This is a genomic window from Bifidobacterium canis (genome assembly GCF_009727065.1).
Taxonomy (GTDB): domain Bacteria; phylum Actinomycetota; class Actinomycetes; order Actinomycetales; family Bifidobacteriaceae; genus Bifidobacterium; species Bifidobacterium canis.
On sequence record NZ_WNLP01000001.1, the window covers coordinates 299,822 to 325,016 of the forward strand.

At 58.3% G+C, this 25,195-nt stretch carries 14 protein-coding genes and 4 pseudogenes; 8 read left to right on the top strand and 10 right to left on the bottom strand.

Annotated elements, in window-relative coordinates:
• Nucleotides 1-18: 18 nt before the first annotated feature.
• Nucleotides 19-1,476, top strand: coding sequence for an NADP-dependent phosphogluconate dehydrogenase (gene gndA, locus GSD1FS_RS01260; RefSeq protein ID WP_155588032.1), 1,458 nt, complete (start codon nt 19-21; stop codon nt 1,474-1,476).
• A gap of 105 nt (nt 1,477-1,581) precedes the next feature.
• Here the strand turns inward: gndA and pgl are convergent, their stop codons facing one another.
• The 7 genes and pseudogenes from pgl to GSD1FS_RS01295 form a co-directional block, all read right to left on the bottom strand.
• Nucleotides 1,582-2,373 (bottom strand): 6-phosphogluconolactonase, encoded by a 792-nt coding sequence (gene pgl / locus GSD1FS_RS01265; protein ID WP_155588033.1) that lies wholly within the window; start codon nt 2,371-2,373, stop codon nt 1,582-1,584.
• A 10-nt stretch (nt 2,374-2,383) separates the two neighbouring features.
• The gene (locus tag GSD1FS_RS01270; protein ID WP_155588034.1) at nt 2,384-3,331 is read right to left on the bottom strand and encodes a glucose-6-phosphate dehydrogenase assembly protein OpcA; all 948 of its coding nucleotides are present in this window, start codon (nt 3,329-3,331) and stop codon (nt 2,384-2,386) included.
• A complete protein-coding gene (gene zwf, locus GSD1FS_RS01275; RefSeq protein ID WP_155588035.1) occupies nt 3,328-4,887 on the bottom strand; it encodes a glucose-6-phosphate dehydrogenase in 1,560 nt (519 codons plus the stop codon). The genes GSD1FS_RS01270 and zwf overlap by 4 nt, the downstream gene beginning before the upstream one ends.
• An 85-nt stretch (nt 4,888-4,972) precedes the next feature.
• The gene (locus tag GSD1FS_RS01280) at nt 4,973-5,335 is read right to left on the bottom strand and encodes a hypothetical protein (RefSeq protein ID WP_246165680.1); all 363 of its coding nucleotides are present in this window, start codon (nt 5,333-5,335) and stop codon (nt 4,973-4,975) included.
• Nucleotides 5,332-7,418 (bottom strand): annotated as a pseudogene (gene feoB, locus GSD1FS_RS01285) (ferrous iron transport protein B). The gene GSD1FS_RS01280 and the pseudogene feoB overlap by 4 nt, the downstream one beginning before the upstream one ends.
• A 105-nt stretch (nt 7,419-7,523) precedes the next feature.
• Entirely contained in the window at nt 7,524-7,793 is a 270-nt protein-coding gene (locus GSD1FS_RS01290) for a FeoA family protein (RefSeq protein ID WP_246165681.1), read from the bottom strand.
• A gap of 163 nt (nt 7,794-7,956) precedes the next feature.
• Nucleotides 7,957-9,429 carry an aspartate ammonia-lyase gene (locus GSD1FS_RS01295; RefSeq protein WP_155588036.1) on the bottom strand — a complete coding sequence of 491 codons (1,473 nt, stop codon included), beginning with the start codon at nt 9,427-9,429 and terminating at the stop codon, nt 7,957-7,959.
• 139 nt (nt 9,430-9,568) lie between these two features.
• Here GSD1FS_RS01295 and GSD1FS_RS01300 point away from each other — a divergent pair, with 139 nt between their 5' ends.
• From GSD1FS_RS01300 to GSD1FS_RS01310, 3 genes are all read left to right on the top strand, one after another.
• Entirely contained in the window at nt 9,569-10,033 is a 465-nt protein-coding gene (locus GSD1FS_RS01300; protein WP_155588037.1) for a nucleoside 2-deoxyribosyltransferase, read from the top strand.
• Nucleotides 10,034-10,127: 94 nt separating this feature from the next.
• A complete protein-coding gene (locus GSD1FS_RS01305) occupies nt 10,128-11,885 on the top strand; it encodes an ABC transporter ATP-binding protein (RefSeq protein WP_155588038.1) in 1,758 nt (585 codons plus the stop codon).
• A gap of 3 nt (nt 11,886-11,888) precedes the next feature.
• Entirely contained in the window at nt 11,889-13,811 is a 1,923-nt protein-coding gene (locus tag GSD1FS_RS01310; protein ID WP_246165682.1) for an ABC transporter ATP-binding protein, read from the top strand.
• A gap of 5 nt (nt 13,812-13,816) precedes the next feature.
• Here the strand turns inward: GSD1FS_RS01310 and GSD1FS_RS01315 are convergent.
• Nucleotides 13,817-15,237 (bottom strand): annotated as a pseudogene (locus tag GSD1FS_RS01315) (glycoside hydrolase family 3 N-terminal domain-containing protein).
• 66 nt (nt 15,238-15,303) lie between these two features.
• On the opposite strand from GSD1FS_RS01315, the gene GSD1FS_RS01320 reads away from it, so the two are divergent.
• The 4 genes and pseudogenes from GSD1FS_RS01320 to mfd all read left to right on the top strand — a co-directional run bounded on the left by GSD1FS_RS01320 (nt 15,304) and on the right by mfd (nt 23,343).
• The gene (locus tag GSD1FS_RS01320) at nt 15,304-18,456 is read left to right on the top strand and encodes a UPF0182 family membrane protein (protein ID WP_155588039.1); all 3,153 of its coding nucleotides are present in this window, start codon (nt 15,304-15,306) and stop codon (nt 18,454-18,456) included.
• A gap of 138 nt (nt 18,457-18,594) precedes the next feature.
• Nucleotides 18,595-19,107 carry a GNAT family N-acetyltransferase gene (locus GSD1FS_RS01325; protein WP_155588040.1) on the top strand — a complete coding sequence of 171 codons (513 nt, stop codon included), beginning with the start codon at nt 18,595-18,597 and terminating at the stop codon, nt 19,105-19,107.
• 60 nt (nt 19,108-19,167) lie between these two features.
• Complete coding sequence (gene pth / locus GSD1FS_RS01330; protein ID WP_155588041.1) at nt 19,168-19,767, top strand: aminoacyl-tRNA hydrolase; 600 nt, start codon at nt 19,168-19,170, stop codon at nt 19,765-19,767.
• Nucleotides 19,768-19,861: 94 nt separating this feature from the next.
• Nucleotides 19,862-23,343, top strand: a pseudogene (mfd, locus tag GSD1FS_RS01335) (transcription-repair coupling factor).
• Nucleotides 23,344-23,473: 130 nt separating this feature from the next.
• On the opposite strand, the gene GSD1FS_RS01340 reads toward mfd, so the two are convergent.
• Both GSD1FS_RS01340 and GSD1FS_RS01345 read right to left on the bottom strand, forming a co-directional pair.
• Complete coding sequence (locus tag GSD1FS_RS01340) at nt 23,474-24,220, bottom strand: ABC transporter ATP-binding protein (RefSeq protein WP_155588042.1); 747 nt, start codon at nt 24,218-24,220, stop codon at nt 23,474-23,476.
• Nucleotides 24,217-25,181, bottom strand: a pseudogene (locus GSD1FS_RS01345) (ABC transporter substrate-binding protein). Before GSD1FS_RS01345 ends, GSD1FS_RS01340 begins: the two are co-directional and overlap by 4 nt.
• Nucleotides 25,182-25,195: the final 14 nt, after the last annotated feature.

Below are 25,195 nucleotides of genomic sequence, written 5' to 3' on the forward strand. Positions count from 1 at the left end.
TAAAGAGGAGGCTCGTTTATGAGTGCACCGGCAAATGTGGGCGTGATCGGCCTGGCCGCCATGGGCGCCAGCTTGGCACGCAACCTGGCCCGACATGGCAATTCGGTGGCTGTGTATAACCGCCACTATTCTCGCACCGAGAAACTGATGAAGGAGCACGGTGACGAGGGCAAATTCTACCCGGCACAGACCGTCAAGGAGTTCGTGGATCTGCTCGAGCGCCCACGCACGGCGATCATCATGGTCAAAGCCGGCGCCCCAACCGATGCGGTGATCGACGAGCTCGTTGAATACATGGAACCGGGCGACATCATCGTCGACGGTGGCAATGCGTATTTCAAAGACACGATTCGTCGCGAGAAGGAACTGCGCGACAAGGGACTGCACTTCGTCGGCATGGGCGTTTCCGGAGGCGAAGAAGGCGCTCTGCTCGGTCCGTCGATGATGCCAGGCGGCAGCGACGCCTCGTGGGAACGTCTCAAGCCGATCCTCGAATCGATCGCCGCGAAAGCCAGTGACGGCGAACCATGCGTCATGCATGTGGGCGAGAACGGCGCCGGTCACTTCGTCAAGATGGTGCATAACGGCATCGAATATGCCGACATGCAGCTGATCGCCGAAAGCTACGACCTGATGCGCCGTGGACTGGGCATGACGCCGGATGAGATCGGCGACGTGTTCGAGCAGTGGAACAAGACGGATCTCGACTCCTACCTGATCGAGATCACTGCGCAAGTGCTCCACCACAAGGATCCGCAGACCGGCAAGCCGCTCGTCGACGTGATCGTCGACCACGCGGGCATGAAGGGCACCGGCACATGGACGGTGCAGACCGCGTTGGAGCTCGGCGTTCCTGTGACCGGCATCGCCGAAGCGGTGTTCGCCCGCGGGCTGTCAAGCCAGAGTGAACTGCGCGAAGAGGCTTGGAAGCAGAACTTCGCCGGTCCGGACGGACGCATCGAGCTCGGTTCCGAAAGCCGTGAGGACTTCATCGAGCGCATCCGCCAAGCGCTGTATGCTTCGAAGATCGTCGCCTATGCGCAGGGATTCAACGAGATCAGCGTTGCAGCCAAGACCTATGGCTGGAACATCGACATGGCGCATCTGGCACGCATCTGGCGTGCTGGCTGCATCATCCGCGCGAAGTTCCTCGATCGCATCTCCGAGGCCTTCGAATCCGGTGAGGCAAACGTGTCGCTATTGTTCGCGCCATTCTTCAAGCAGGGCATCGAGAACAGCGAAGCCGATTGGCGCAAGGTCGTCGCAGCGGCGGCCGAGTCCGGCGTGCCGGCACCGGTGTTCTCGTCATCGTTGGCATACTTCGACGGGTTGCGCTCCAAGCGACTGCCGGCAGCAGTTATTCAAGGTCAGCGTGACCTCTTCGGCGCGCATACGTACCAGCGCGTTGATATGCCGGGCACGTACCATATTCTGTGGGCGGAACCGGGGCAGGAAGAAGTCAAGATGTCTGACTGAGTGACAAATAATATTAAGTCACTCACTACAAATACGGGTGTGTATGAAAATAATTTTCATACACACCCGTATTTTAATAATTATTTACTGTGTTTAGTAATGGAGTCAGCAGTTCTTACCACCATCTATGTCGGTGATCCACAGCACCTGCTTCACCGCGTCGGCAAACGACGCGGGAAGATGCGGATTATCATGCTCGTGCCAAGTCAAGCCAATGGCCTCGGCTTTTTTCGAACGCGAACCGCAGATCCACACATAATCCGAACGTGTGATCATCGGCACCGTCAACGTGACGCGCAACGGCGGCAGTTTCGGCGAATTCGTGACACCTGCCGTCAAGCTATGCTCACCATCGATGAGTACCTGCGGGTAGTCGGGGAACAGTGAGGCGAAGTGCCCGTCGGGGCCGATGCCGAACAGAGCCAAGTCAAGCTTCGGATTCTCTCCGAGCTCACGAACCAGCTCCTGCTGATATTGCTCGGCTGCCCTATTCACGAGCATCTCGTTCTCGGCATCGCCCGCCTTTGCAATCTGCTCAGGCGATCGAGAATCCGCAGGCATCTGGTGGATCTGCGTGGGCAGAGCGAGCCCCTTCTCAAGCAATTGGCTGAGTAGGGCATCATACGCGCCAACGGCGTTACGTTCATTGCTGTCGGCAGGTACGAAACGCTCATCACCCCACCAGAAATGCACGCGAGACCAATCGACAATAGGCAGCAACGAGCTTCCTGCAATCGCCTGCAGAATGGCCGTGCCATCAGTGCCGCCGGTGAGCGCCACGTCAACACGTTCACGGTCCGGTTCGCACAACATGTCGTTGACAAGCAGCAACATGCGATTCGCCACGGCGTCAGCCATCAACTGCGGGGTGGGGTAGGTTATGTGTTCGCGTTTCATCTGGCCTCTTTCAAATGCTCGGATTGACTTTCTGCCATCCCGTGGTGAGCACCTCGGCATAGATCTCGTCAGGGTAAAGTCGCCCAAGCTCCTCGCTCATGCAGTCGATCATCGAACGAATCGGCAGCGGCATGGCCTGCGGGGATTGCCCGGGCAGATTCAACTGGGCGATGCCCTCCTCGCTCGGGCGGCGCTCCAAACTCAGCTCACCGTCTTTGCGAGTCAAATACACGCCGGTGATCGCCTTCGCATTCGGTTCGATCTCAATGGTCACCGGCACGTTCAAACGCATCGTCAACCATGCGGCGAGCAGATCCATCGGCAAGTAATCCTTCTCGCCGGTTATGCGCACCGACTGAATCGGCAGATGCGGCGGCTGGTCGAGCATCGAGGCAAGAACGGCACGCCATAACGTCAGTCTGGTCCACGACAGATCCACGTTCTTCGAAGACCAGTTGCGACGAAGATCCTCGATGGTGCGCTTCGGATTCGATGAACGGTAGGCATCGGTGATACGCGTGTGAGCCATCTGACCGAGCAGATCGTGCGTCGGATTCGCCGGAGCCTCGGTGGGCCACCAGACGACCATCGGAGTGTCGGGCAGCAACAGCGGAATGACCAGCGTATCAAGATGATGCGTGAGCCCACCGCGCGGGCGAAGAATAATGATCTCGCCAGCGCCCGCATCGGCGCCGACACGCAGTTCGGCGTCAAGGAACGTGCGCGATTCGTCGGGCTCGCTCATCTCGCGCTTGCTCGGGCAGATCGCGATCACACGGCAAGGATGGTCTCGGCTCGCTTCATTCGCGATGCACAGCGAGCTTTCCAAGTTCTGCTCATCGGTGGAAATAACCAGCGTGAGCACACGTCCGAACGCAGCTTCGCCGCGCTCCTCATGCAATTCGTCGATTTTCGCAGAGATCTCATTGGTCTGCGTATCCGGCATCGTAATGATCATGGCATCCTCCAACGGTGTCCGTCACGGGCGAGCATCTCAACGGCCTCCTGCGGCCCCCACGTTCCAGAACGGTATGGTTGCGGCTGGCCGAGCGTCGACCAGAACTCTTCGATCGGGTCGAGAATCTGCCACGACAGATCCACTTCCTGCGTGGTTGGGAACAGCGGCGGATCACCGAGAAGCACGTCGAGAATCAGACGCTCATAGGCTTCGGGGGAAGACTCTGTGAACGAACGGCCGTAGCTGAAGTCCATCGACACATCGCGCACCTCCATCGCCGTGCCGCCAGGAACCTTGGAACCGAAGCGAATGGTCACACCCTCATACGGCTGGATGCGGATCACGATCGCGTTCTTGCCAAGCTCCTGCGTGGCCGTCGACTCGAACGGCAGGTGCGGAGCACGCTTGAACACGAGTGCGATCTCGGTAACGCGACGGCCGAGACGCTTGCCAGTACGCAGATAGAACGGCACACCTGCCCAACGACGCGTATCGATGTCCAAACGGACCGCGGCATAGGTTTCCGTGTTGGAATCGGGGTTGATTCCCTTCTCCTCCAAATACCCCACAACCGGCTGCGAACCCTGCCATCCAGCGGAATACTGGCCGCGTGCGGTATGCGCAGCCAAATCTTTCGGCAACCTGACAGCAGAGAGGATCTTCGTCTTCTCATTGGTCAGATCCTTCGCATTGAACGAAACAGGCTCCTCCATCGCCGTCAAAGCGAGCAGCTGCAGCAGATGGTTCTGGATCACGTCGCGGGCGGCGCCAATGCCGTCATAGTAGCCGGCACGCCCGGCGACGCCGATGTCTTCGGCCATCGTGATCTGCACATGGTCGACATAGTTCGCGTTCCAGATCGGCTCATACATCGAGTTCGCGAAACGCATGGCCAGCAGGTTCTGCACGGTCTCCTTGCCCAAATAGTGGTCGATGCGGAACACTGACTGCGGGTCGAAGACCTCGGAGATCACCTTGTCGAGTTCCTTCGCGCTCGCCAGATCATGGCCGAACGGTTTCTCGATGATGACGCGGCGCCATGCATTGCCATTCGATTTGGCGAGTCCGCAATGTGCGAGCTGTTGCGCCACGAGAGGGAAGTCACGAGGAGGAATCGACATGTAGAACGCGTGGTTGCCGCGCGTTCCGCGGTCTTTGTCGAGCTCGGCGACGGTGTTGTTGAGACGTTCGAATGCGTCGGCGTCTTCGAATGTGCCTTGAACGAAGCGAATGCCCTCGGCGAGCTGGTTCCAAGTGATCTCGTTGAAATGCGTGCGGCAATGCTGCTGCACGTTCTCTTTGACGAAAGCCTTGAATTCGTCTTCGGTCCAGTTGCGTCGTGCGAATCCGGTCAATCCGAAGCTCGGCGGCAGGAGACCGCGATTCGCGAGATCGTAGATGGCTGGCAGGAGTTTCTTGCGAGACAGGTCGCCGGTGACGCCGAAGATCACGATGCTGCAAGGGCCCGCGATGCGGGGCAGTCGCAGATCGCGAGGATCGCGCAACGGATTCGACCATGATGCAAGATTCACATCAGGTGTTGTGTGTTCAGTCATACGGTTCATAGTAATACGCGAGCGGGGGAGCAGGCTCGGAATGTATTACGCCAGTTGCAAAGCGCGTATGTGAAGTCGAACACGTCTAGGCGTCCGCGTTCCTGCGCGAGTGCCACAAGCGTTTCAGATGATGCAATAGTTGCATTCGGGGAGTGCGACCTTGCTTTGCCGACGGTGCCAATGGGCAGCTTGCGCACACCAGCGATTCCGGGTCGGGTGTGCAAGAGCCGCTGGCGCAACCGTTGTTCGGCGACAGTGAGACGAAGTCAAGGCGTCCCTGCTCGCGCGCGTATTCGACGATCTGTTCGACGAAATCTCGTGGAAGTCCACTTGACCTCGCGTATTCGCTGACGCTTTGCCCATGCCGTAGCGCATTCACCGTTTTATCGACCACGCTGAGTTTGCCTGCCGTGCTGGGCGCGCCTGTTTTTCGGAATTCGCCGCTCATAGGATCAGCCGGAACAGTTGGAAAGCGACGATGGCGAGAACGTAGGCGATCACCAGACTCATCCCGACCGACTGCATGGCGATGCGCATGCCGAACTGCCGTTTCATCTCAGCCACTGTCGCCAAACATGGTGTGTATGCCAACGTGAAGAGCAGGAACGCGATGGCCGCGGCCTGACCGTGCCCGTGTGAGGATTCATCGAATGATTCGCGCAATTGGACTCCGAGCGAGCCTTCGCCCTGTTGCACCTCGTCTTCGTCACCGGTGTCGATGCTGTATGACTGCGCCATCGAGGCGACCACCACCTCTTTGGCGACGAACCCAGTCATCAGAGCGGCGGAAGCGTGCCAATTGTCGAAGCCGGCAGGGGCGAACACCGGTGCAACGGCATCGGCGACCACGCCATACGCCGAATCGTGCACATCCTCCACGTGCCCGAACGAACCGGCGTTGGCCGCCATCGGAATGCTCTGCAACAGCCACATGGCAATGAGCATTGTGATGATGATCGAGCTTGCTCCGCGTATGAACCCCCACAGGCGCAGCAGCACGGATTTAAGCAGCACAAGCAGACGAGGCCACTGGTATGGAGGCAGGCTCATGGCGAACGGTTCGGATGTGAGAGTAGTGAACTTGACCTTGCGCAACAGAATGCCCACGAGCAGGATCAGCACGATCGATGCCACATACATCAGGAAGATGACCAAGCCGGCCTGATCCCTGAAGAACGCGTAGGCGAGCACCATGTATACGGAGAGTCTCGCCGTGCAACTGGCGTATGGCACGAGCATGCCGACCATCACTCGTTGGCGGGAGTCCGGCAGAGTACGCGTGGCGGCCAGTGCGGGAAGGTTGCAGCCGAATCCGACGACGATCGGCAGGAACGCCCTGCCGTCAAGATGCATGCAACGCATGGCGCGATCCATCACGAAGGCGGCACGCGCGAGATAGCCGGAGTCCTCGAGCAGCGACAGCATGATGAACATGATGCCCATAGGCGGGATGAACGTACCGATCGTGATGATGCCATCGAGCACACCGTCCACGATGAGTGAATGGAACCAAGTATCAGTGGCGGTGGGGCCGAAGAGGTTGAAGATCCAGTCGATGCCTGAGGTCAACCATGCTCTCACCGTGCCGTCGATCCAATCCTGAGCCGGTCCAGCGATGACGTCGTGGCTTGGAACACGACGAACATGATCGCAAGAAACACAAGAATGCCAAGCACTGGATTGAGTAGCACTCGGTCGATGCGGTCAGACATCGTCACCCGATCGCGCTCCTGCATGTTGATCTGCGCCAGTACGCGTGCGGCCCAGTCGAATCTAGCATCGGCGCCGGCTTCCACCCACTGCTTCACATCAACGTCGTGGGGATCAATAGGGTGAAGCCCCTTTGGCATGGGAGTCCCGTCGAAATGCGCGGCGACCTCAGCCATGAGGCGTGCACGCCCCTCGCCGGTACGCCCGTTCACGGCCACGATGGGCACGCCACCCAGCGCCTGCGACAACTTGTTGACGTCGAGGCCCGCACCTTGCTTGGCTGCCAGATCGTTCATCGTCAACGCCACGACGGTGGGCTTGCCCAGTTCGAGAACCATGGCGAGGAAATATAGGGCACGGGAGATGTTCGTGGCATCGAGCACAGTGACGATCAGATCCGGTTCGCGTTCGCCATCCAAACCCATCACCGCGTCGGCGGCCACCTGTTCATCGGGGGAGAGCGGCAGCAGCGAATAGGTGCCGGGGGTATCGATGAGATCCCACGACGAACCGTCGTGGTCATACTCACCCTCTTCCAGCAGCACGGTGGTGCCTGGAGCGTTCATCACGCGCGCTTTCGTGCCGAGAATCGCGTTGAACAGCGACGATTTGCCGACATTTGGATTGCCGATGAACACCACGCGTTTATGGGAGCCATCCGAATCGACGCGGTGGCCACCCGTATCGCAGCACGGTTTGGATGGCATCGGTGCATGGTCGCTGTGCTTATCGTGCTTATGTGGCAGCAACGCCGCAAAGCCTCTCGCATGGTTGCTGTGGTCGGAGTAGTTGTTCGGGTTGGAGTGTGGGTCGTCGCTCATAATATCGAAAGGTTGGGGCGGTGGGTGAAAGCGTATGAAATTCAGTCGGTCATGCAACGTGACGGGAAACCGACGTGCAGATAGCGGAACACTTGTGTACAAGCATCAAACAGGCCGAACGCGAATGCAGTCGGCAGTGGCCTTATCAAGTGCGATGCGTTCGGTGGCCTTCGCTACGACACGGCCACCGAAATTCGATTTCTGAATCACTCGCACGGTCACACCGTCGCGGAGTCCCAGCTCGAGCATGCGGAACCGATGCCGGTCGTCAAGCCCGATGCCTTCAATCACCATGTCGGTGTTCAACGGGCATTGTTCAAGCGTCATCGGTGCCGTCGGAACGTTGCGCGACGGTGGTTTGGTGGTTGTGCTCATGCACTCCATTGATATTCGCGATCAATCCGCAAGTCAATGGTTTTATGAAGATTTTATGAAGAATCTCATATTTTGGGCGATGGATGGACAGGCATATCAAGCGATGTCATTTGAGCTGCTTGCCACCATTGCGCAGTTCCGCACACACGGTTTTTGCGAAGTGTCACAGATTTTCCGGCGTGACGATATTGCCGTCAGCGTCCACATCACGGCATGTCTGGCCGAGTTTGCGCGACATTGCGGCGATGTCAAGCAGCGACTCCAGCTCCGTCGGATTGATGTCGGTGCGCTCCTTTGCCACATCATGAACGGAGCGTCCCGTAGCCACCGCTTCTTTGGCGATGGCCATCGCCTGCTCATAGCCGATCCACTCATTGAGTGCCGCACTGATCGACGGTGACATCTGGGCATCGCGCAACCCCTGTTTGGCGTTGATCACCAAACCGTCAACGCATTTGGTGCGGAACATGTCCATCGCATTGATCTCCAGCGTCATTGCGGTCAGAATCTCGTGAATGATAAGCGGATCAAACGCGTTCAATTGCAGTTGACCTTCCGCGCACGCCCAGTTGACGGTCACGTCCATGCCGAAGATAGTGAAGCAGCATTGGTCCACACATTCTGGAATAACCGGGTTGATCTTGCCGGGCATGATCGACGAGCCGGCCTGACGCGGCGGAACCGTCAGATCACCGAAACCGCAACGCGGACCGGAGTTGAGCAGCCGCAGGTCATCGGCGGCCTTCTTCAGATGCACAGCCAGATTCTTCAACACGGCGCTCGCCTCGATGTAGGAACTCGTGTCAGTGACGGCAGCAACAGGATCCGAAGCAGCGGTGATCGGCAGGTCAGTGATATCGGCGAGAACCGAAGTCACTGTTGTACGGAAACGCAGGTCAGCGCAAATGCCGGTGCCGATCGCGGTGCCACCCAGATTGAGCACACACAAGCGCCGCGTCAGCAGGCGCATCGCCTCAAGGTCACCTGCAAGGAAACTCGCCCACGCGTGTATCTCCTGCCCATACGTCATCGGCACGGCATCCTGCAACTGCGTGCGACCGATTTTCACATCGTCGGCATGTTCATCAGCTTGGCTGTGAAACGCTTCACGAAGTTTCTGCGTTGATTGGCGCAACGGTTCCAGCCCTTGCAGAATGGCGAGCTTGCAAGCGGCAGGGTACGTGTCGTTCGTGGACTGGCTCTTATTCACGTCATCATTTGGGTGAATGAAGTCATAATCGCCGCGAGGTCTTCCAGCCAGTTCGAGTGCGCGATTGGCGATCACCTCGTTCATGTTCATATTCAGACTCGTGCCAGCGCCGCCCTGCAGCACGTCGACTGGGAACTGGTCGGCGAGAGCGCCGTTCTCAATCTCCAAGCATGCCTGCTCGATATAGTGTGCCTTGTTTTTGTCGAGTTCGCCAAGCTGATAATTGGCGATCGCACAGGCGCGTTTGACGGTGGCGTAAGCGCGGACCAATGCGGTATGTGTTCCGTCGGCGATGCCTGAAACGGTGAAGTTGTTGATGGCTCGTTGCGTGTGGATGCCCCAATACACGTTCTGCGGAATCTCCATCGTTCCGATCACGTCATGTTCCAGACGCATATTTGAATGCTGAGTCGTCGTTGAGTCCATGAGTGTTCCTTTCCTCGGCGAGGGGAATGCCGTGCATCGACGCACTCATTGTAGTGATGCAAACGCGGTTGTGTCGCGAGTATTATTGCTTACAGCCAATTCCATCGATCGATGACGTTATGGAGGTTCAATAGAGCTTATGGAAAATCTTGAAACCAACAACACGATCACATTCACGTCGTCAAAGCCGATCTACGATTTCTATGTCGCCGGCCCATACGAAACCGCCGAGCAGGTGGAAAGCATGGAACGCCTCGAACGCGTGCTCCACGACCGCAACATGAGCATGTACCGCCCGCGTTTCGCCATGGACGTTAACGTTTCCGGCCCGGAGGCAGTGTTCGAGCACCGCATTGAAGCGCTTAAGAACTCACGTGCGGTGATCGCCAATTTCGATGACAAAGATGAAGGCACCATCTTCACGATGGGCTATGCCTATGCACTGGGTAAGCCGGTGTATGCATATTGCGAGGGAATCCTGCCCAATGCGCGCATCAGTCTGATGATCGACCAGGCTGCAACGGCTGTGCTCGACGGCCCCTCTGCGCTCGCTGAACTGCTCGATTCCGGCCGTGTCAAGCCACTGAACCTCGAACAGCACTGAGCTGTACAGTTCGAATCATCACATCCGTTTGGCGCGCAAAACCACGAGCCAAACGGATTTTTTGTTTTTGCCAACAACCAGTGAAAGGAATTTCATGCGTTTGGTCCTCCATTTCATGAGACCATACAAATTACTTGCGGCGCTCACCGTGATCCTGTCATTCGTGGACGTGTTCGCCGCGTTGCTCATTCCAACGTACGTGGCGCACTTGCTCAATCAAAGTGCGGCAGACGTCGCCTTCGGTGACATCGCGCAAACTTGCCTCAACATGGCCATCGCCTCGCTCGTGGCCGGTGTGGGTTCCATCTTGGGTGTGTATTGTGCCACGCGATTGAGCGCGCACATCGCCAAAGACATCCGCGACGCGCTCTACACGAAGTCGCTTGAGCTCTCACGGTTCGACTTCCGCAGGTTTGGCACCGCTTCGATGGTGACGCGCACACTGAACGACGTCGTCAACATTCAGGTTGCGTTGACGGACTTCATCTTCATGATGATGCCGGTGCCGTTCGTGTTCGTCATCGCGATGACATTGGCGTTCCGACTCAACGTCACGCTGTCGTGGTGGCTCGTCGGCGTGCTCGCCATCGTCATGGTCATCGCCGCATTCATCTTGACACAAGCAGCGCCGCTCTACCGCAGACTCCAGAAACTGCTCGACCGCATCGGCGCAGTGCTGTTGGAGAACCTGACCGGCGTGCGCGTGATCCGCGCGTTCGGCAAGGAGGATTACGAGCGCGAGCGCATGAACACGACGTTCCGTGACTATGCGAACACGTCGATCAAGGCGAACCGACTATTCGCCAACCTTGACGGACTGTCGTATTTGATGATCAACCTGTTCATCATCCTCGTGTTCTATTTGTCTGGCTCGCATATCGCCGCACATGAATTCCAGATAGGAGACATCATCGCGATGATCGAATACGGGCTCATGTGCCTCATGTACATGATGTTCGCGCAGATGATCATCGCCATGCTGCCGCGCGCATTGGAATGCTGCTGCCGTGTGAGCGCTGTGCTGGACTACACGCCGGAGATCCGCGACCCCGAACCGGAACAAGCGGTGCCGCTGAATCAGCTGCACGTGCCGGAGGACGGCGAGGTGTTGCGTTTCGACGATGTGCGCTTCCGCTACCCGGATGCTCAGGAAGATTCGCTCACAGGCATTTCGTTCACCTGCCGTGCGGGCACGACCACTGCGATCATAGGCAGCACCGGTTCGGGCAAGTCGACGTTGGCGTCGCTGGCGATGCGCTGGCATGACGCGACGGAGGGCGAAGTGCTCATCGACGGCGTGGATGTGCGACGCGTCAGCCAGCATGACCTGCACAAGGCGATCGCCTACGTGCAGCAGAAAGCATGGCTGTTCTCCGGAACGATAGCGGAGAACCTGCGCTACCGTGACGATGACGCCAATGCCGAAGATCTGCGTCATGCGCTTGACGTGGCTCAGGCCTCTGAGTTCGTCTCCGATATTCCCGAGGAGCTTGACGCGCGCGTCGCGCAGGGTGGCACGAATTTCTCAGGCGGGCAACGTCAGAGGCTGTCCATCGCCCGCGCTCTCGTGGGTGACGCGCAGCTCATCATCTTCGACGACTCGTTCTCCGCGCTCGACTTCGCCACCGACGCGAAATTGCGTGCTGCATTGCGGGATGAAATGGGCGAGCGCGCCGTGCTCATCATCGCACAGCGTGTCAACACGATCGCGCACGCCGACCAGATCGTCGTTCTTGACGAAGGACGCATCGCAGGCATCGGCACGCACGACGAACTGGTGGAACACTGCGATGTGTACCGGCAGATAGTCGAATCACAAACCAAACAACCGCAAACGATTGGGGAGGAGTAGAGCATGACCGACGAATTGAATGAACTCGACGCACTGCACGCCACCGACACGATCGTTGAAGACGACAGGTCGATGCACGGCAGCGAGCACCCCAATGAGGGGCCGTTCAGTGAACCGGAGCAGCACTACGATGCTCCGGAAGAGGAAGATGACACTCCAAAGGACGCGTGGCGTACGGCGAAACGGCTGTTCGCGCAACTGCGCAATCAGCGCACCCGACTGATTGTGGTCTGCTGCTCGATCGTCTGCTATACGGTCGTGCATCTTGCCGGCCCCGTCTACAGTGCAATCGTCGTCGACGACCTGTGGAAAGTGGTGCAGCAAACGTGGAAAGCTCACGTTGCATTCTCGCTCGCCACTGATGGCATCGGTTGGAAGATCGGTGTGCTCGCCGTGCTCTATCTGCTTGAATGGGCGTTCTACTATACGCAGACATACCTGATGGCGTCGGTCGCTGAACGGCTGAATCTGACGTTGCGTGAGCAGATCAGCGCCAAACTCCAGGTGCTGCCATTGCGGTTCTTCGACCGCAACAAGCCGGGTGAGGTGTTGAGCCGAGTCACCAACGATCTCGACCGCATCAGCGAAACGATGCAGAACGGTTTGCTGCGTCTGATCAACGCAATCGTCGGCACTGTGGGCGCGTTGATCATCATGTTCGTCTACTCATGGCAGTTGACGCTCGTGTTCCTCGCGGTCATGGCCATCAACGTGGCGATCACCAAAATCGTCGCCTCGAAGAACCTGGCCGCCGCTGCGCAACGTCAGGAAGTCGTTGGCGAACTCACCGGCGTCGTCGAGGAATACTATCAGGGCCGCGATGTGATCAAGGCATCAAACCGTGAGGAGCGCAGCATCGATACCGTCAGTGAGATCACCGAACGCACACGTGTCATCGCACAGCGCGCCGATTTCCTCACGCAGGTCATCAACCCGCTCGTGCGTATGATCAACCGCTTCTCGCAGGTGCTGGTTGCACTGCTGGCTGGGTGGATGATGATCAAGGGACGCATGAGCATCGGTGTGACACAGGCGTACTTCCAATACATCAACCAGATCGGCGAGCCGATCACCGAAGCCGGCTACATGATCAACTCGCTGCAATCGTCGCTCGCCTCCGCAGAACGCACGTTCGCATTGCTCGACTCGCCGGAGGAGACGCCCGACCCATCGCCGGCACTCGAACCTGCCGAACCGGTGCGTGGACGTGTGGAATTCAAGCATGTGAAGTTCGGTTACGAGCCAGGCAAAACGCTGATGCACGACGTCGACTTCGTGGCCGAACCCGGCAAGAAGATCGCGATTGTCGGCTCGACCGGCGCAGGCAAGACGACGCTCATCAACCTGCTCATGCGCTTCTACGACATCGACTCCGGCGCGATCACGCTTGACGGTGTGAACACGGCGAAGATGACGCGAGCAGACTTGCGCAAGCAATTTGGCATGGTGCTGCAAGACACATGGCTGTTCGGCGGCACGGTGGCCGAAAACCTCGCCTACGGCAAGCCGGACGCCACGCACAAGCAGATCGTCGCCGCAGCCAAAGCCGCACACGTCGACCACTTCATCCGCACGCTGCCGAACGGCTACGATACGGTGCTTGACAACGAGGCCGCGAACCTGTCGATCGGGCAGCGTCAGCTGTTGACGATCGCCCGCGTGTTCCTGGCGGATCCCGCGATTCTCATCCTCGACGAAGCCACCAGTTCGGTGGACACCCGCACCGAGGAACAGATCGCAGCCGCAATGAACGCGTTGATGGAACATCGTACGAGCTTCGTCATCGCGCACAGGCTCTCCACGATTCGTGACGCCGATCTGATCCTCTACATGGAGCACGGCGATATTCTCGAACAGGGAACGCACGAACAGCTGATGGAGAAGAACGGCGCTTACGCGCATCTCTACAACTCGCAGTTCGCGTAAGCGGCTCAGATGAGTCCAAGCTCGATTTTGAGCTTGATCACTCGTTTCGCGCTGGCCGTCACCTGTGCCGCGAAATCGGCATCGGTGGCGGCCTTTTCACGAATGCCGTCCACGATCGGCTGCGTGTAGTCCGGTGAATTCACGCATGCCAGGTCGCCACCCGCTTCGATGAGGCGAACGCCAAGCTGATCTGTGGCAACGTTACCGACTGCACTGGCAGACAGCGAATCAGAGATCACAACACCGTCATATGGCGTGCCATTGCGAAGAATGTCGGTGACGATCTTGTGCGAGAACGCCGCCGGAGTATTCGGGTCTATCTGCGAATACGTTGCGAGAGACATCATCACCATCGCCGGCTTACCCTGCTTGATGGCGGTGGTGAAAGCCTGTATCTGAGCGCTATCGCTTGTAGTACTCGTGTCGGTTATGCCATCAGCGGTGAAATCAGTGTTACCCTGCACCGAACCAGTCCTGGGTAGTGCTTGACAGCACTGCCAATCCCGCCATCACGCATCCCCTCGATGAAGGCGACCGCATGCTCGGCGTTGCCTTGGGCGTCCAAACCGAAATCACGATCCAATGCTCCGATCGGCGCATTGGATGCACGATCTATCGTCACTGTGTCGACGGATGGAGCGAGATCGACGTTAACACCTGACTGCTTCAATGGTGCGGCCCAAGACGCGGCGGAGGAGCGGAGCTGATCCACACTCATACGACCTTGCTCGACGGCGCTTGGTATCGTGGCGAAACCGGCTCCGGTGAGATGCTGCACCATGCCACCTTCCTGATCGGTGGCGATCAGCAGAGCCGGCAGACCGGCTTGCGAAGCATACGATTGCAACGCATTGCTGGCGGATGCGACACCTTGTACCCCACTCGTCCAATTACCCATCAAAATCACATTGCCCACATGCTGCTGCTCGATCACGCTTTGCAACGAGCTGGCATCGGTGCCATATTGCAGTGCTGCCATCACCAGTTGTCCGGCGCGGTCGTCAAGGCTCATGCCCCCCACAATGCTGTCGGCCCGTGCCTGCGCATCGTTTTGAGACGACGTGGCCTTCGAAGAATCCGAAGTGGAAGGCGCAGCAGAGTCTGAGGAGTTGGCAGTATTCGAAGCGGCGCTTTGCGAAGACGTCTGCTGCGATGCGTTGTGCGCGGCGGAACGATGGGAGAGCGCCCAGACGGTGACGGCCAAGCATACCGCGATCGCCAATGCCACCACGGTGACGATCAGCGCGATCCGCCGTTTGCCACGTGAGTCATCGTCCGCCTGATGTTTCATGCCCATTTGTGTTCCGTTTCTCTCGTCGCTGTTGCACGGTGTCGTGTGCAGACCATGCCCATTGTAGGCACTGGGCGACGCATGCGCCTTTGCCTGAACGTGGAGAAACGGCGCAGAAAACACAATCAAGGGCATATTGCCCCTATACGATGGTGATTCCCATTGATAGAATGACCGAATGTCTTTTTTGATTTCGATTCGCTGTTCGGGGCCGGTTCAGGGCCTCGTCGGTCGCGAAATGATTCGCAGGATGATCCGATCGTCGTCAACATAGAAACCGAAGGGGAGTCCGGTGCGCACGCTCGGCATTCACCTGCCGGTGCACCCCCGAATTCTCCGCGTCTGGCACGCAAATCCAACGGGTCCGGACGACCGAAAGGCCATCATCGCGCATTGATCATCACCGTAGCGGTCATCGCCGTTGTGATCGCATTGTTCTTCGCATTGTCGTCGTTCGCGGCTGACGTGATGTGGTATGCGCAGATCGGCTTCCATAGCATAGTCTGGACGCTGTTGGGCACGCGTGTTGGTTTGTGGGTGTTCTATGCGCTCGTCATGGTGTTGGTGAGCTACCTCGCGGCGACATTGGCGATTCGTGCGCGCCCCGATTTCGCCGATGGTTCGACGATCCGCATCAACGGCGACACCATCGAGATCGGCAAAAGCGTGAGTTCGCGCAATGCGCGTCGCGTGGCCGTCGTCATCTCGTTGATCGCTGGACTGGCGTTCGGATCGCGTTTCAACTCGAACTGGACCGAGATCCTGCTCATGTTCCATGGCAAGCAGTTCGGCACCAAGGACCCTCAGTTCGGCATCGACAATGGCTTCTACGTGTTCGTACTGCCCGGTCTGCGTCTGTTGGTCTCCGCATTCACGTTGCTCATGTTCGTGGCGCTCGTGTTCAGCGTTCTCACGCATATTGCGATGAGCGGCATCCGCTTCACGATGCCGGTGCATGGTCGCGGCTTGTTCACGATGACGACCCGCGCCCGCCGTCAGATCAGCATCTGGCTGATCCTGTGGATGCTGTCGTGGGCTGTGAGCCAGGCGCTCTCCGTGTTCTCGTCGCTGACCGCGGATGGAGACCGCTTCACTGGAGCGAACTATACGGCGGTGAACGCCGGCATTCCGGTGACGTTGATCATGGCTGTGCTCACCGCCGTGCTCGGCGTTGTGCTCGCCGTATGGCTCATGACGTCGCATACGTTTGACGAGACGCCATCACGCCAGAACACGTCGTTCGCTACCGCTTGGGCGGCATGGCGTGTACCGACGATCGCTATAGCGGCAACGCTCGTCGTCGGCCTGCTCTTGTCGACATTGTGGCCGATGCTGTTGCAGCGTTTTCGTGTGAATCCGAACGCACAGGAGATGGAGTCGACATATATTCAACGCAACATCGATGCGACGCGCACGGCATACGGGTTGAACAATATGAAGACCGAGGAATACAAGGCTACGACGAAGGCGCAGGCGGGAGCATTGCAGGAAGACGCTGAAACCGCCGCGCAGATCCGTCTGCTCGATCCGCAGATCGTCTCGCCGACGTTCAAGCAGTTGCAGCAGATGAAGCAATACTATACGTTTGCCGACACGCTCGCCGTCGACAAATACGACATCAACGGAGTCAACCAAGACACCGTCATCGCGGCACGTGAAATCAATCTTGCAGGCAACGACAACCGCAATTGGGTGAACGACCATACCGTGTATACGCACGGCTATGGTGTCGTCGCCGCCTACGGCAACAAGGTGACGAGCGACGGCCAGCCCGAGTTCTTCGAATACGGCATCCCGACGCAAGGGTATCTGACCGATACGCAGCATTACGAGCCGCGCATCTACTTCTCGCCGGAAGCGCCGGAATATTCGATCGTCGGCGCGCCTGAAGGCACCGGTTCGTGGGAGTTCGACTATCCGACCGGATCGGAGGGCGCCACAACCACGTTCGATGGCGATGGCGGTCCACGCATCGGCAACATCTTCTCCAGACTGATCTATGCGATCAAATTCGGTTCCGACCAGATACTGTTCTCCGACCGCGTGAACTCCGATTCGCAGATTCTCTACGACCGCTCCCCGAAAGAGCGCGTGGCGAAGGTGGCGCCATACCTGACCCTCGACGGCCGCGTATACCCGGCGGTTGTGAACGGTCGCGTCAAGTGGATCGTCGACGGCTACACAACGTCAAGCAACTATCCGTACGCGCAGAAAGTCGACTTGGCAGATGCGACCGAAGACTCCACCACCATTTCCTCGCAAACGGTGCAGGGGCTCAGCAACAAAGAGGTCAACTACATGCGCAACTCGGTGAAGGCGACCGTCGACGCATACGACGGTTCCGTCGACCTCTACACATGGGACGAATCCGACCCCGTGCTCAAGGCATGGCAGAGCATCTTCCCCGGTCAATACCATCCGATGTCGGAGATCTCCGGCGAACTGATGTCGCACATACGTTACCCGGAGGGCATGTTCAAGGTGCAACGCCAGCTGCTCGCGAAGTATCATGTGACGAGCGCCAGCCAGTTCTTCTCAGGAGAAGACTTCTGGCAGACCCCTGTGGATCCCACCGCCACGAAGAGCGAACAGAGTCACGATGTGCTGCAGCCGCCGTATTACCTGACATTGCAGACCGGAGGTTCGAAGGAGCCGATCTTCTCACTGACCTCCACATACATTCCTGCAGGTTCGAGCACGCGTGAGATTCTGACGGGCTTCCTCTCGGTCGACTCCGACGCGGGCACCACCAAGGGCGTCAAGGGTTCCAACTACGGAACGATACGTTTGCAGGAACTGCCGAAGGATTCGAACGTGCCGGGTCCGGGGCAGGCACAGAACAACTTCAATGCGAACGCCGACGTGTCGAAGGAACTCAATCTGCTCGAATCCGGTTCCACACAGGTGGAGCGGGGCAATTTGCTCACGTTGCCGCTTGGTGGCGGTCTTGTGTACGTCGAACCGGTATATGTGAAGTCTTCGGGAGCGACGAGCTATCCGCTGCTCAAGAAAGTGCTCGTCGCCTTCGGCGATCAGGTCGGCTTCGCGAACACGCTGAACGAGGCGCTCAACCAGGTGTTCGGCGGAGACTCCGGAGCACAGGCCGGGGACGCAGATGCGGAGCAGGACTCCTCCACAGGCCAAAGCACGCAGAACCAGCAATCCGACAAGAAAGACTCTTCTGGCACGAGCGGCACTGCTCACAGTCAGGAACTGTCGAAAGCACTGCAAGACGCCAACACTGCCATGCAGGATTCCGACAAGGCTATGAAGTCGGGAGACTGGAGTGCATATGGCGAAGCGCAGAAGAGACTGGAAGAGGCTATCAACAAGGCAATGGAACTCGATAAATAAATCGCAGAGTTCACATTTGCCAGATTGCAACTGACAAGTCAACGAATGGGGTCGCACACTCACATGAGTATGCGACCCCATTCCCATACCTCGGTAGACTGCTAAAAGTAGCGTGGAGCCGCGCGCTATGCTGAAACCATGGAAGATCTGAGCTACCGTTTGGCCACCGCTCAAGATGTGGCCGTGATCACGAACATCTACAATAAGGCCGTGATGCGTGGCGGTTCCACGGCAGATACGGCGCCGGTCACCTATGAGTCGCGCGCGCAATGGCTGGCAGGGCACACTGATCCATACGCCGTGTTCATACTCGAGCACACCGATGATACCGGTGCAATGACGCCGGTGGGATTCAGCGCACTGTCGGTGTTCTATGACCGCCCAGGCTACGATGGCGTGTGCGATCTGGCGTATTACCTCGACCCGGATTGGCAGGGTAGAGGAATCGGCACGTTCGCGCTGCGCACACTGCTCGAAGAGTGCCGTGCACGTTCGATGCGCAAGGCGTGTGCGATCATCTTCGCAGAGAACACCGCATCGAATGCGCTCGTACGCAAAGCCGGATTCCAGAAGTTCGGTGAAATGCCGGAGGCGGCGTATGATGCCAAAGGAATATTGCACGATATGAGCTATTGGTACATAGATTTGTGACTATAGGCTGCTGCACAACCATGATTTTTCAAAACAGCAGCGCAAACGTGAAGGAGAGCAATGGCCGGTGATTTCTGGCTGATCGCAGGATTGGGCAACCCAGGGGCGAAATACAGCAACACACGCCACAACATGGGATTCATGACAGTCGACGAACTCGCACAACGATGGGGCATCCATTTCGGCGACCATAAAGGACTTGCCAAGCTTGGGAAAGGAACGATGAGCCTTGGCGGGCAGATGGCGAAAGTGTTCCTGTGCAAACCGCTGACATATATGAACGACTCTGGCCAGGCGGTGGAATCCATTCGCGAGTACTACCACATCGCAACAGAGCACATCATCGTGATCCACGACGACATGGATTTGGAATTCGGCCGCATCAAACTCAAAGTAGGCGGCTCGGCAGGCGGGCATAACGGCATCAAATCGATCGACCGTTGCATGCATACAAACGACTATGCCCGCGTACGCATGGGGGTCGGCCATGCCAGCCGTTCCGGCGACGCTCACAACAACACGATCAACTGGGTGCTCGGAGAATTCAGTGCATCACAGCGCAAACAGTTGCCGGAATTCCTCGCAGACGGTGCGGATGCCGCCGAAATGATCGTATTCGATGGATTGACGAAAGCGCAGGACAAATTCAATGCCCGCTAACCGCGCGAAGAACGCAACCGACACAGCTTCACGGAACGACCACCAGCACGAGGATCTACTTAACGGTTCGCTGACAGGCGTCCGTGAACGTCTCATGCACGATGCGTCGTTCGCCGGCTTGGTTCGTGGAGAGATCGATGCCGCCGATGATGGCGATCCAAGTCTGCTGATCGGCTCACCGGACGGTATACGTCCTGCTTTGGCTGCGGCGAGCGCCGCTCGCAAACCAGTTGTTATCGTCGTTCCCTCCGGGCGAGATGCCGAAGACCTGATGGGGGATCTGCGCTCATGGTACGACGGGGATCCCCAGCAGATCGCCCAACTGATGGCGTGGGAGACCCTGCCGCATGAGAGGCTGTCTCCAAGGGCAGACACGGTGGCCAACCGCATGGAAACGTTCTATCGCCTGTGCCATCCACAACAGGGCAGCGACATGTTCGGGCCGATCCGCATCCTGGTCATGCCGGTTCGTTCGCTGATACAACCGGTGGTCGCCGGCATCGGCAACGTGAAACCACTGGTGTTCGCGCAAGGTGAGCATATCGCGCTCGAAGACGCAGTCAAAGCGTTGGTGCGCAACTCATACAAACGAGTCGATCTGGTGATGGACCGTGGCGAATTCGCAGTGCGTGGTGGACTCGTCGACGTGTTCGTGCCGACGCAACCGCACCCGGTACGCATCGAATTCTTCGGCGACGAGATCGACACGATCAGGCAGTTCCATGCCTCGGATCAACGTACGTATGGCGACAGCTTGCATTCATTGTGGGCTGCGCCTTGCCGTGAACTGCAACTGACCGATGCGATTCGCGACCGTGCGCGCTCGCTTATCGGTTCGATTCCCAATGCCGATGACCTGCTGGAATCCATTGCGAACGCCATTCCACAGGAGGGCATGGAATCGTTGATTCCCGCCCTCGTCGACGATCTCGTCCCCGTGTCGAGCATGCTGCCACAGGATGCCATCGTCATGCTGTTCGACCCCGAACGCCTGCGTCGCGCGGTCGATGATCTGGTGAAAACGGCGAACGAATTCCTCGCCACCAGCTGGCATGTGGCGGCATCGGGGCATGGAGCAGGGGCGCCGATTTCATTCGATTCAGCCAACTTCCTCGATTACGACGAAGTGGTGGGGCAGCTCACCTATTCGCGTCATGAACTCTGGAAAATCAGTGGTTTCACCGTCGACTCCTCACTGCCGGGGCATGTGCAGATCGATGCAATGGCACCGCAAGACTTCCACGGCAGCGAGCAGCGAGCCGAAGACCATCTCGGCGAACTGATTCGAGATGGGTATGAGTTGACCGTCACCGCGGCAGCCCACGGCATATTGAGCCGTCTGACCCGCATGCTGCATGAAATCGGTGTCACGCAATTCAACACCATCCGTTCCCAAGCACAAGATGGCTTCATTGATGCCGCATCAAAAACGGCATTGCTGACCGAGCGAGATCTCACCGGGCGCTCCAGCGTCGCAGCAGGTGCGAAAACACCACGTAAACGCCGTAAGTCCATCGACTTGATGGAGCTGAAGCCCGGCGACTTCATTGTGCACGAGCAGCACGGCATCGGCCGTTTTGTTGAAATGCGACAGCGCACCACGGGCTCCGGCAAGAACCAGACGACCCGCGAATATCTCGTCATTGAATATGCGCCGAGCAAACGCAATGCACCGCCCGACAAGCTGTTCATACCCACAGACCAGCTCGACCAAGTGAGCAAATACATCGGTGCCGAGATCCCGAAACTCAACAAGCTCGGTGGCTCCGATTGGGCACAGACCAAAGCGAAAGCGAAAAAGCACGTTCACGAGATCGCACAGAACCTCATCCACCTGTATTCCGCTCGCCAGCGCGCCAAAGGTTTTGCCTTCAGCAAAGACACGCCATGGCAGAAGGAATTGGAAGATGCGTTCCCATATCAGGAGACCGCCGACCAGCTGACCACGATCGACGATGTCAAAGCCGATATGGAAAAGCCAATGCCGATGGACCGGCTCATCTGCGGTGACGTCGGCTTCGGCAAAACGGAAATCGCCATCCGCGCCGCGTTCAAAGCCGTGCAAGACTCCAAACAGGTGGCCGTGCTCGTGCCGACGACGTTGCTGGTGCAACAGCATTGGGAGACGTTCAGCGAACGCTTCGAAGGCTTCCCGGTGAACGTGAAGCCGATGAGCCGCTTCCAGAGCACCAAGGAGATCAACGACACAATCAAAGGTCTGGCCGACGGCACGGTCGATGTGGTGATCGGCACACATAAACTGCTCAACCCACACATTAAGTTCAAGGATCTCGGTCTCGTCATCATCGATGAAGAGCAACGCTTCGGCGTGGAGGCCAAGGAGACGCTGAAGGCAGTGCGCACGAACGTCGATGTGCTGAGCCTGTCGGCGACCCCTATTCCACGAACGTTGGAGATGGCCGTCACCGGCATCCGTGAGATGTCGACGTTGGCGACTCCGCCGGAGGATCGTCTGCCGGTGCTCACCTATGTGGGCGCCTACGAGGATGCACAGGTAACTGCGGCCATCCGCAGGGAGCTGCTGCGAGGCGGCCAGGTGTTCTACGTGCACAACCGCGTCAACGACATCGATGAGAAGGCCCGTGCTCTTCAGGAACTCGTGCCGGAAGCCAGAATCGGCATCGCGCATGGAAAATGGGGCGCAAACAGCTTGACCAGATCATCCGAGACTTCTGGCACCGCGACATTGACGTGCTGCTGTGCACGACGATCGTCGAAACCGGATTGGATATTTCGAACGCGAACACGCTGATCGTCGACCGTGCCGACAGGTTCGGCCTGAGCCAGCTGCATCAGCTACGAGGGCGTGTCGGACGCGGCAGAGACAGGGCCTACGCCTATTTCCTGTATGACCCGAGCAAGCCGATGACGCAGCAATCGCATGAACGCTTGGTGACGATCGCGCAGAACACCGCGCTGGGCGCCGGATTCGACGTGGCGATGAAAGACCTCGAATTGCGAGGCACCGGCAACCTGCTGGGCGACGAACAAAGCGGGCACATCGAAGGCGTCGGTTTCGACTTGTATGTGCGCATGGTCAGCGAGGCCATCGAAGACTACAAGGATCCGGAACGCGCCGAACCGGTTGCCGTCACCATCGACCTGCCGATCGAGGCGTCGATTCCGGTGGACTACATCAATTCCGACAAGTTGCGTCTCGAAGCCTACCGAAAACTCGCCGGCGCGCGCAACGAGCATGATCTCACCGAGCTGAGAGATGAGCTCACCGACCGCTACGGCAAGCCTCCGCAGGTGTTCGAATCGTTGTTCGATGTGGCGCGGTTGCGAGAGAAAGCCCGTGCGTTGGGCATCAGCGAGATCATCGGTCAGGGGCGCAAGCTGCGCGTCTCGAAAATCGACCCGCCCGAATCGGTGCAACTGCGTATGAGCCGCATATACCCGGGAGCGCAATACCGCCCATTGACCCATATGTATACGATTCCCACACCATTCGAAGGTTCGATGGGATCCGGGCCGATGGACTCGGATGCCGTGCTGCGTTGGACGGAGCAGCTGCTCGACGATCTGGCGTGGCAGCACAAGCCCCGTCCCTAAATTTCGCTGGTGGGGATATAAAACGCTCAAGGCCTCAAGTATCCTCGAATCGTTTTCGTTGAAAAATAGCCATTTTCCAAATTCGGATAGGTGAGCCCAGATGCGTTTTATATCCCCACCAGCAAAATTCTTAGGCACGGAGGGATTCGCGGAGGAGACGCTCCAAAGCCGCATGGTTTCGTGGACGGTGCGATGCGGCGTCGAGGCGCAGTTCGTCGTGGATGCGACCGTCACGCAACACAAGCACACGGTCGGACAGCCGCAGCGCCTCATCGATGTCGTGGGTCACCATAATCGTTGCGAACCCGTCTGAGTTTGACGCGCGACTTTGACGCCGCAGGTCGAGCAGCAGGTTCTGCATGTCCCATCTGGTCAATGCGTCCAATGCGCCGAACGGTTCGTCGAGCAGCAGCAGATCCGGATCACGCACAAGCGCCCGTGCCAGCGACACGCGTTGCATCTGACCGCCGGACAGCGTTTGCGGCCATTGGTTCGCAACATCGGGCAGCTGCACATGCTCCAAGGCACGACGCGCCAATGCCTTGCGCGCCGTGCTGCCAAGCCGCTGGCTCAGGTGCGCGGATTTCCGCGAATCGCCTGCCATGCCAAGCGTCACGTTGTCCCACACGCGCAGCCACGGCACCAGGCGGGCGTCCTGAAAACCGAAGGCATATGTACCATTGAGTGTTCTTGCGCCATGGGTGGGTTCGATCAAACCCGCGATGATGCGCAGCAGCGTCGATTTGCCGCAACCCGATCTGCCGATCAGCGACACGAATTCACCGGAGCGAATCTCCAGCGAAATGTCTTCGAGCACGGGTCGCTCATCGAATGAGCGCCCCACATGCTCCAGCGTGACGAGGGGAGCGCCGCTCATGCGCTGCAATCCATCGTCGCGGAAGCGAGGTCTGGCATCGAGCCGATGAAGCCGAAGTCCGCGTACTCCTTGGCCTGCGCTTCCAGCATCGCCAAGCCATCCGCATCGATCGGTTTAATCACCGGCACATTGAATTTCGCAATCTGGTTCGCCACGGCGTCGGACGCGCCGAACTCGCGGTATGCATCGGTGATGATCGATGGATCATGCTGTGCGGCATCCGATTCCCTGACCAATGCCCTGTACATCGCCTTCACCGCCTCCGGATGCGCGTCGGCGAACGTGCGCGACACCATGTGGATCGACACGTTGCGGTTGCCGTACTCGGTGGCATCCGCCAACAGCTTCGCCCCCGGAGTCGTCATCGCGGCGGCGAGATTCTGGTCGAACGACGCGATCGCATCGATCTGCCCGGAGGTGAACGCCGCCTGAAAATTGCTCGGACTCATCTCCACCACATCGACCTTGTTCACGTCGAGGCCTGCATGTTCGAACGCCTTGTGCAGCACATAGTCACCGGTGCCGCCATGTTTGATGATTGCCACCTTTTGCCATACAGCCCCTCCAAATCGGTGACGCCGGACTGCTTCGACGCCACGATGCCCTGCGAATCGCCGGTGTAGTACTCGATGGCGAACGCCACCCACGGTTGTTTGTTCGCCACGAAATTGATGAACGAGCCGGTGCCGGTGCTCGTCGCATCGGCATTGCCGGACAGCACCGCGGCGTATGCGTCGGTCGGATTATATGGTCCAGTGAATGCGACGTCTGTGCTGTTCATGGCAGCAGATAGAAAATCTTCGTTGCGCACAGTCGTTAGATAATTTGCCGTGGACAGGTATGCGACACGCATTGTGTCATGTTCGGCCTCCGAGGTCGTACCGCAGGCCGCGATGGATACCACGAGCGTGGCCGAACATGCGAGAGCAGCGGCTTTACGTGCAATGGTTGTAATAGACATGGTTCCTCCAAGCG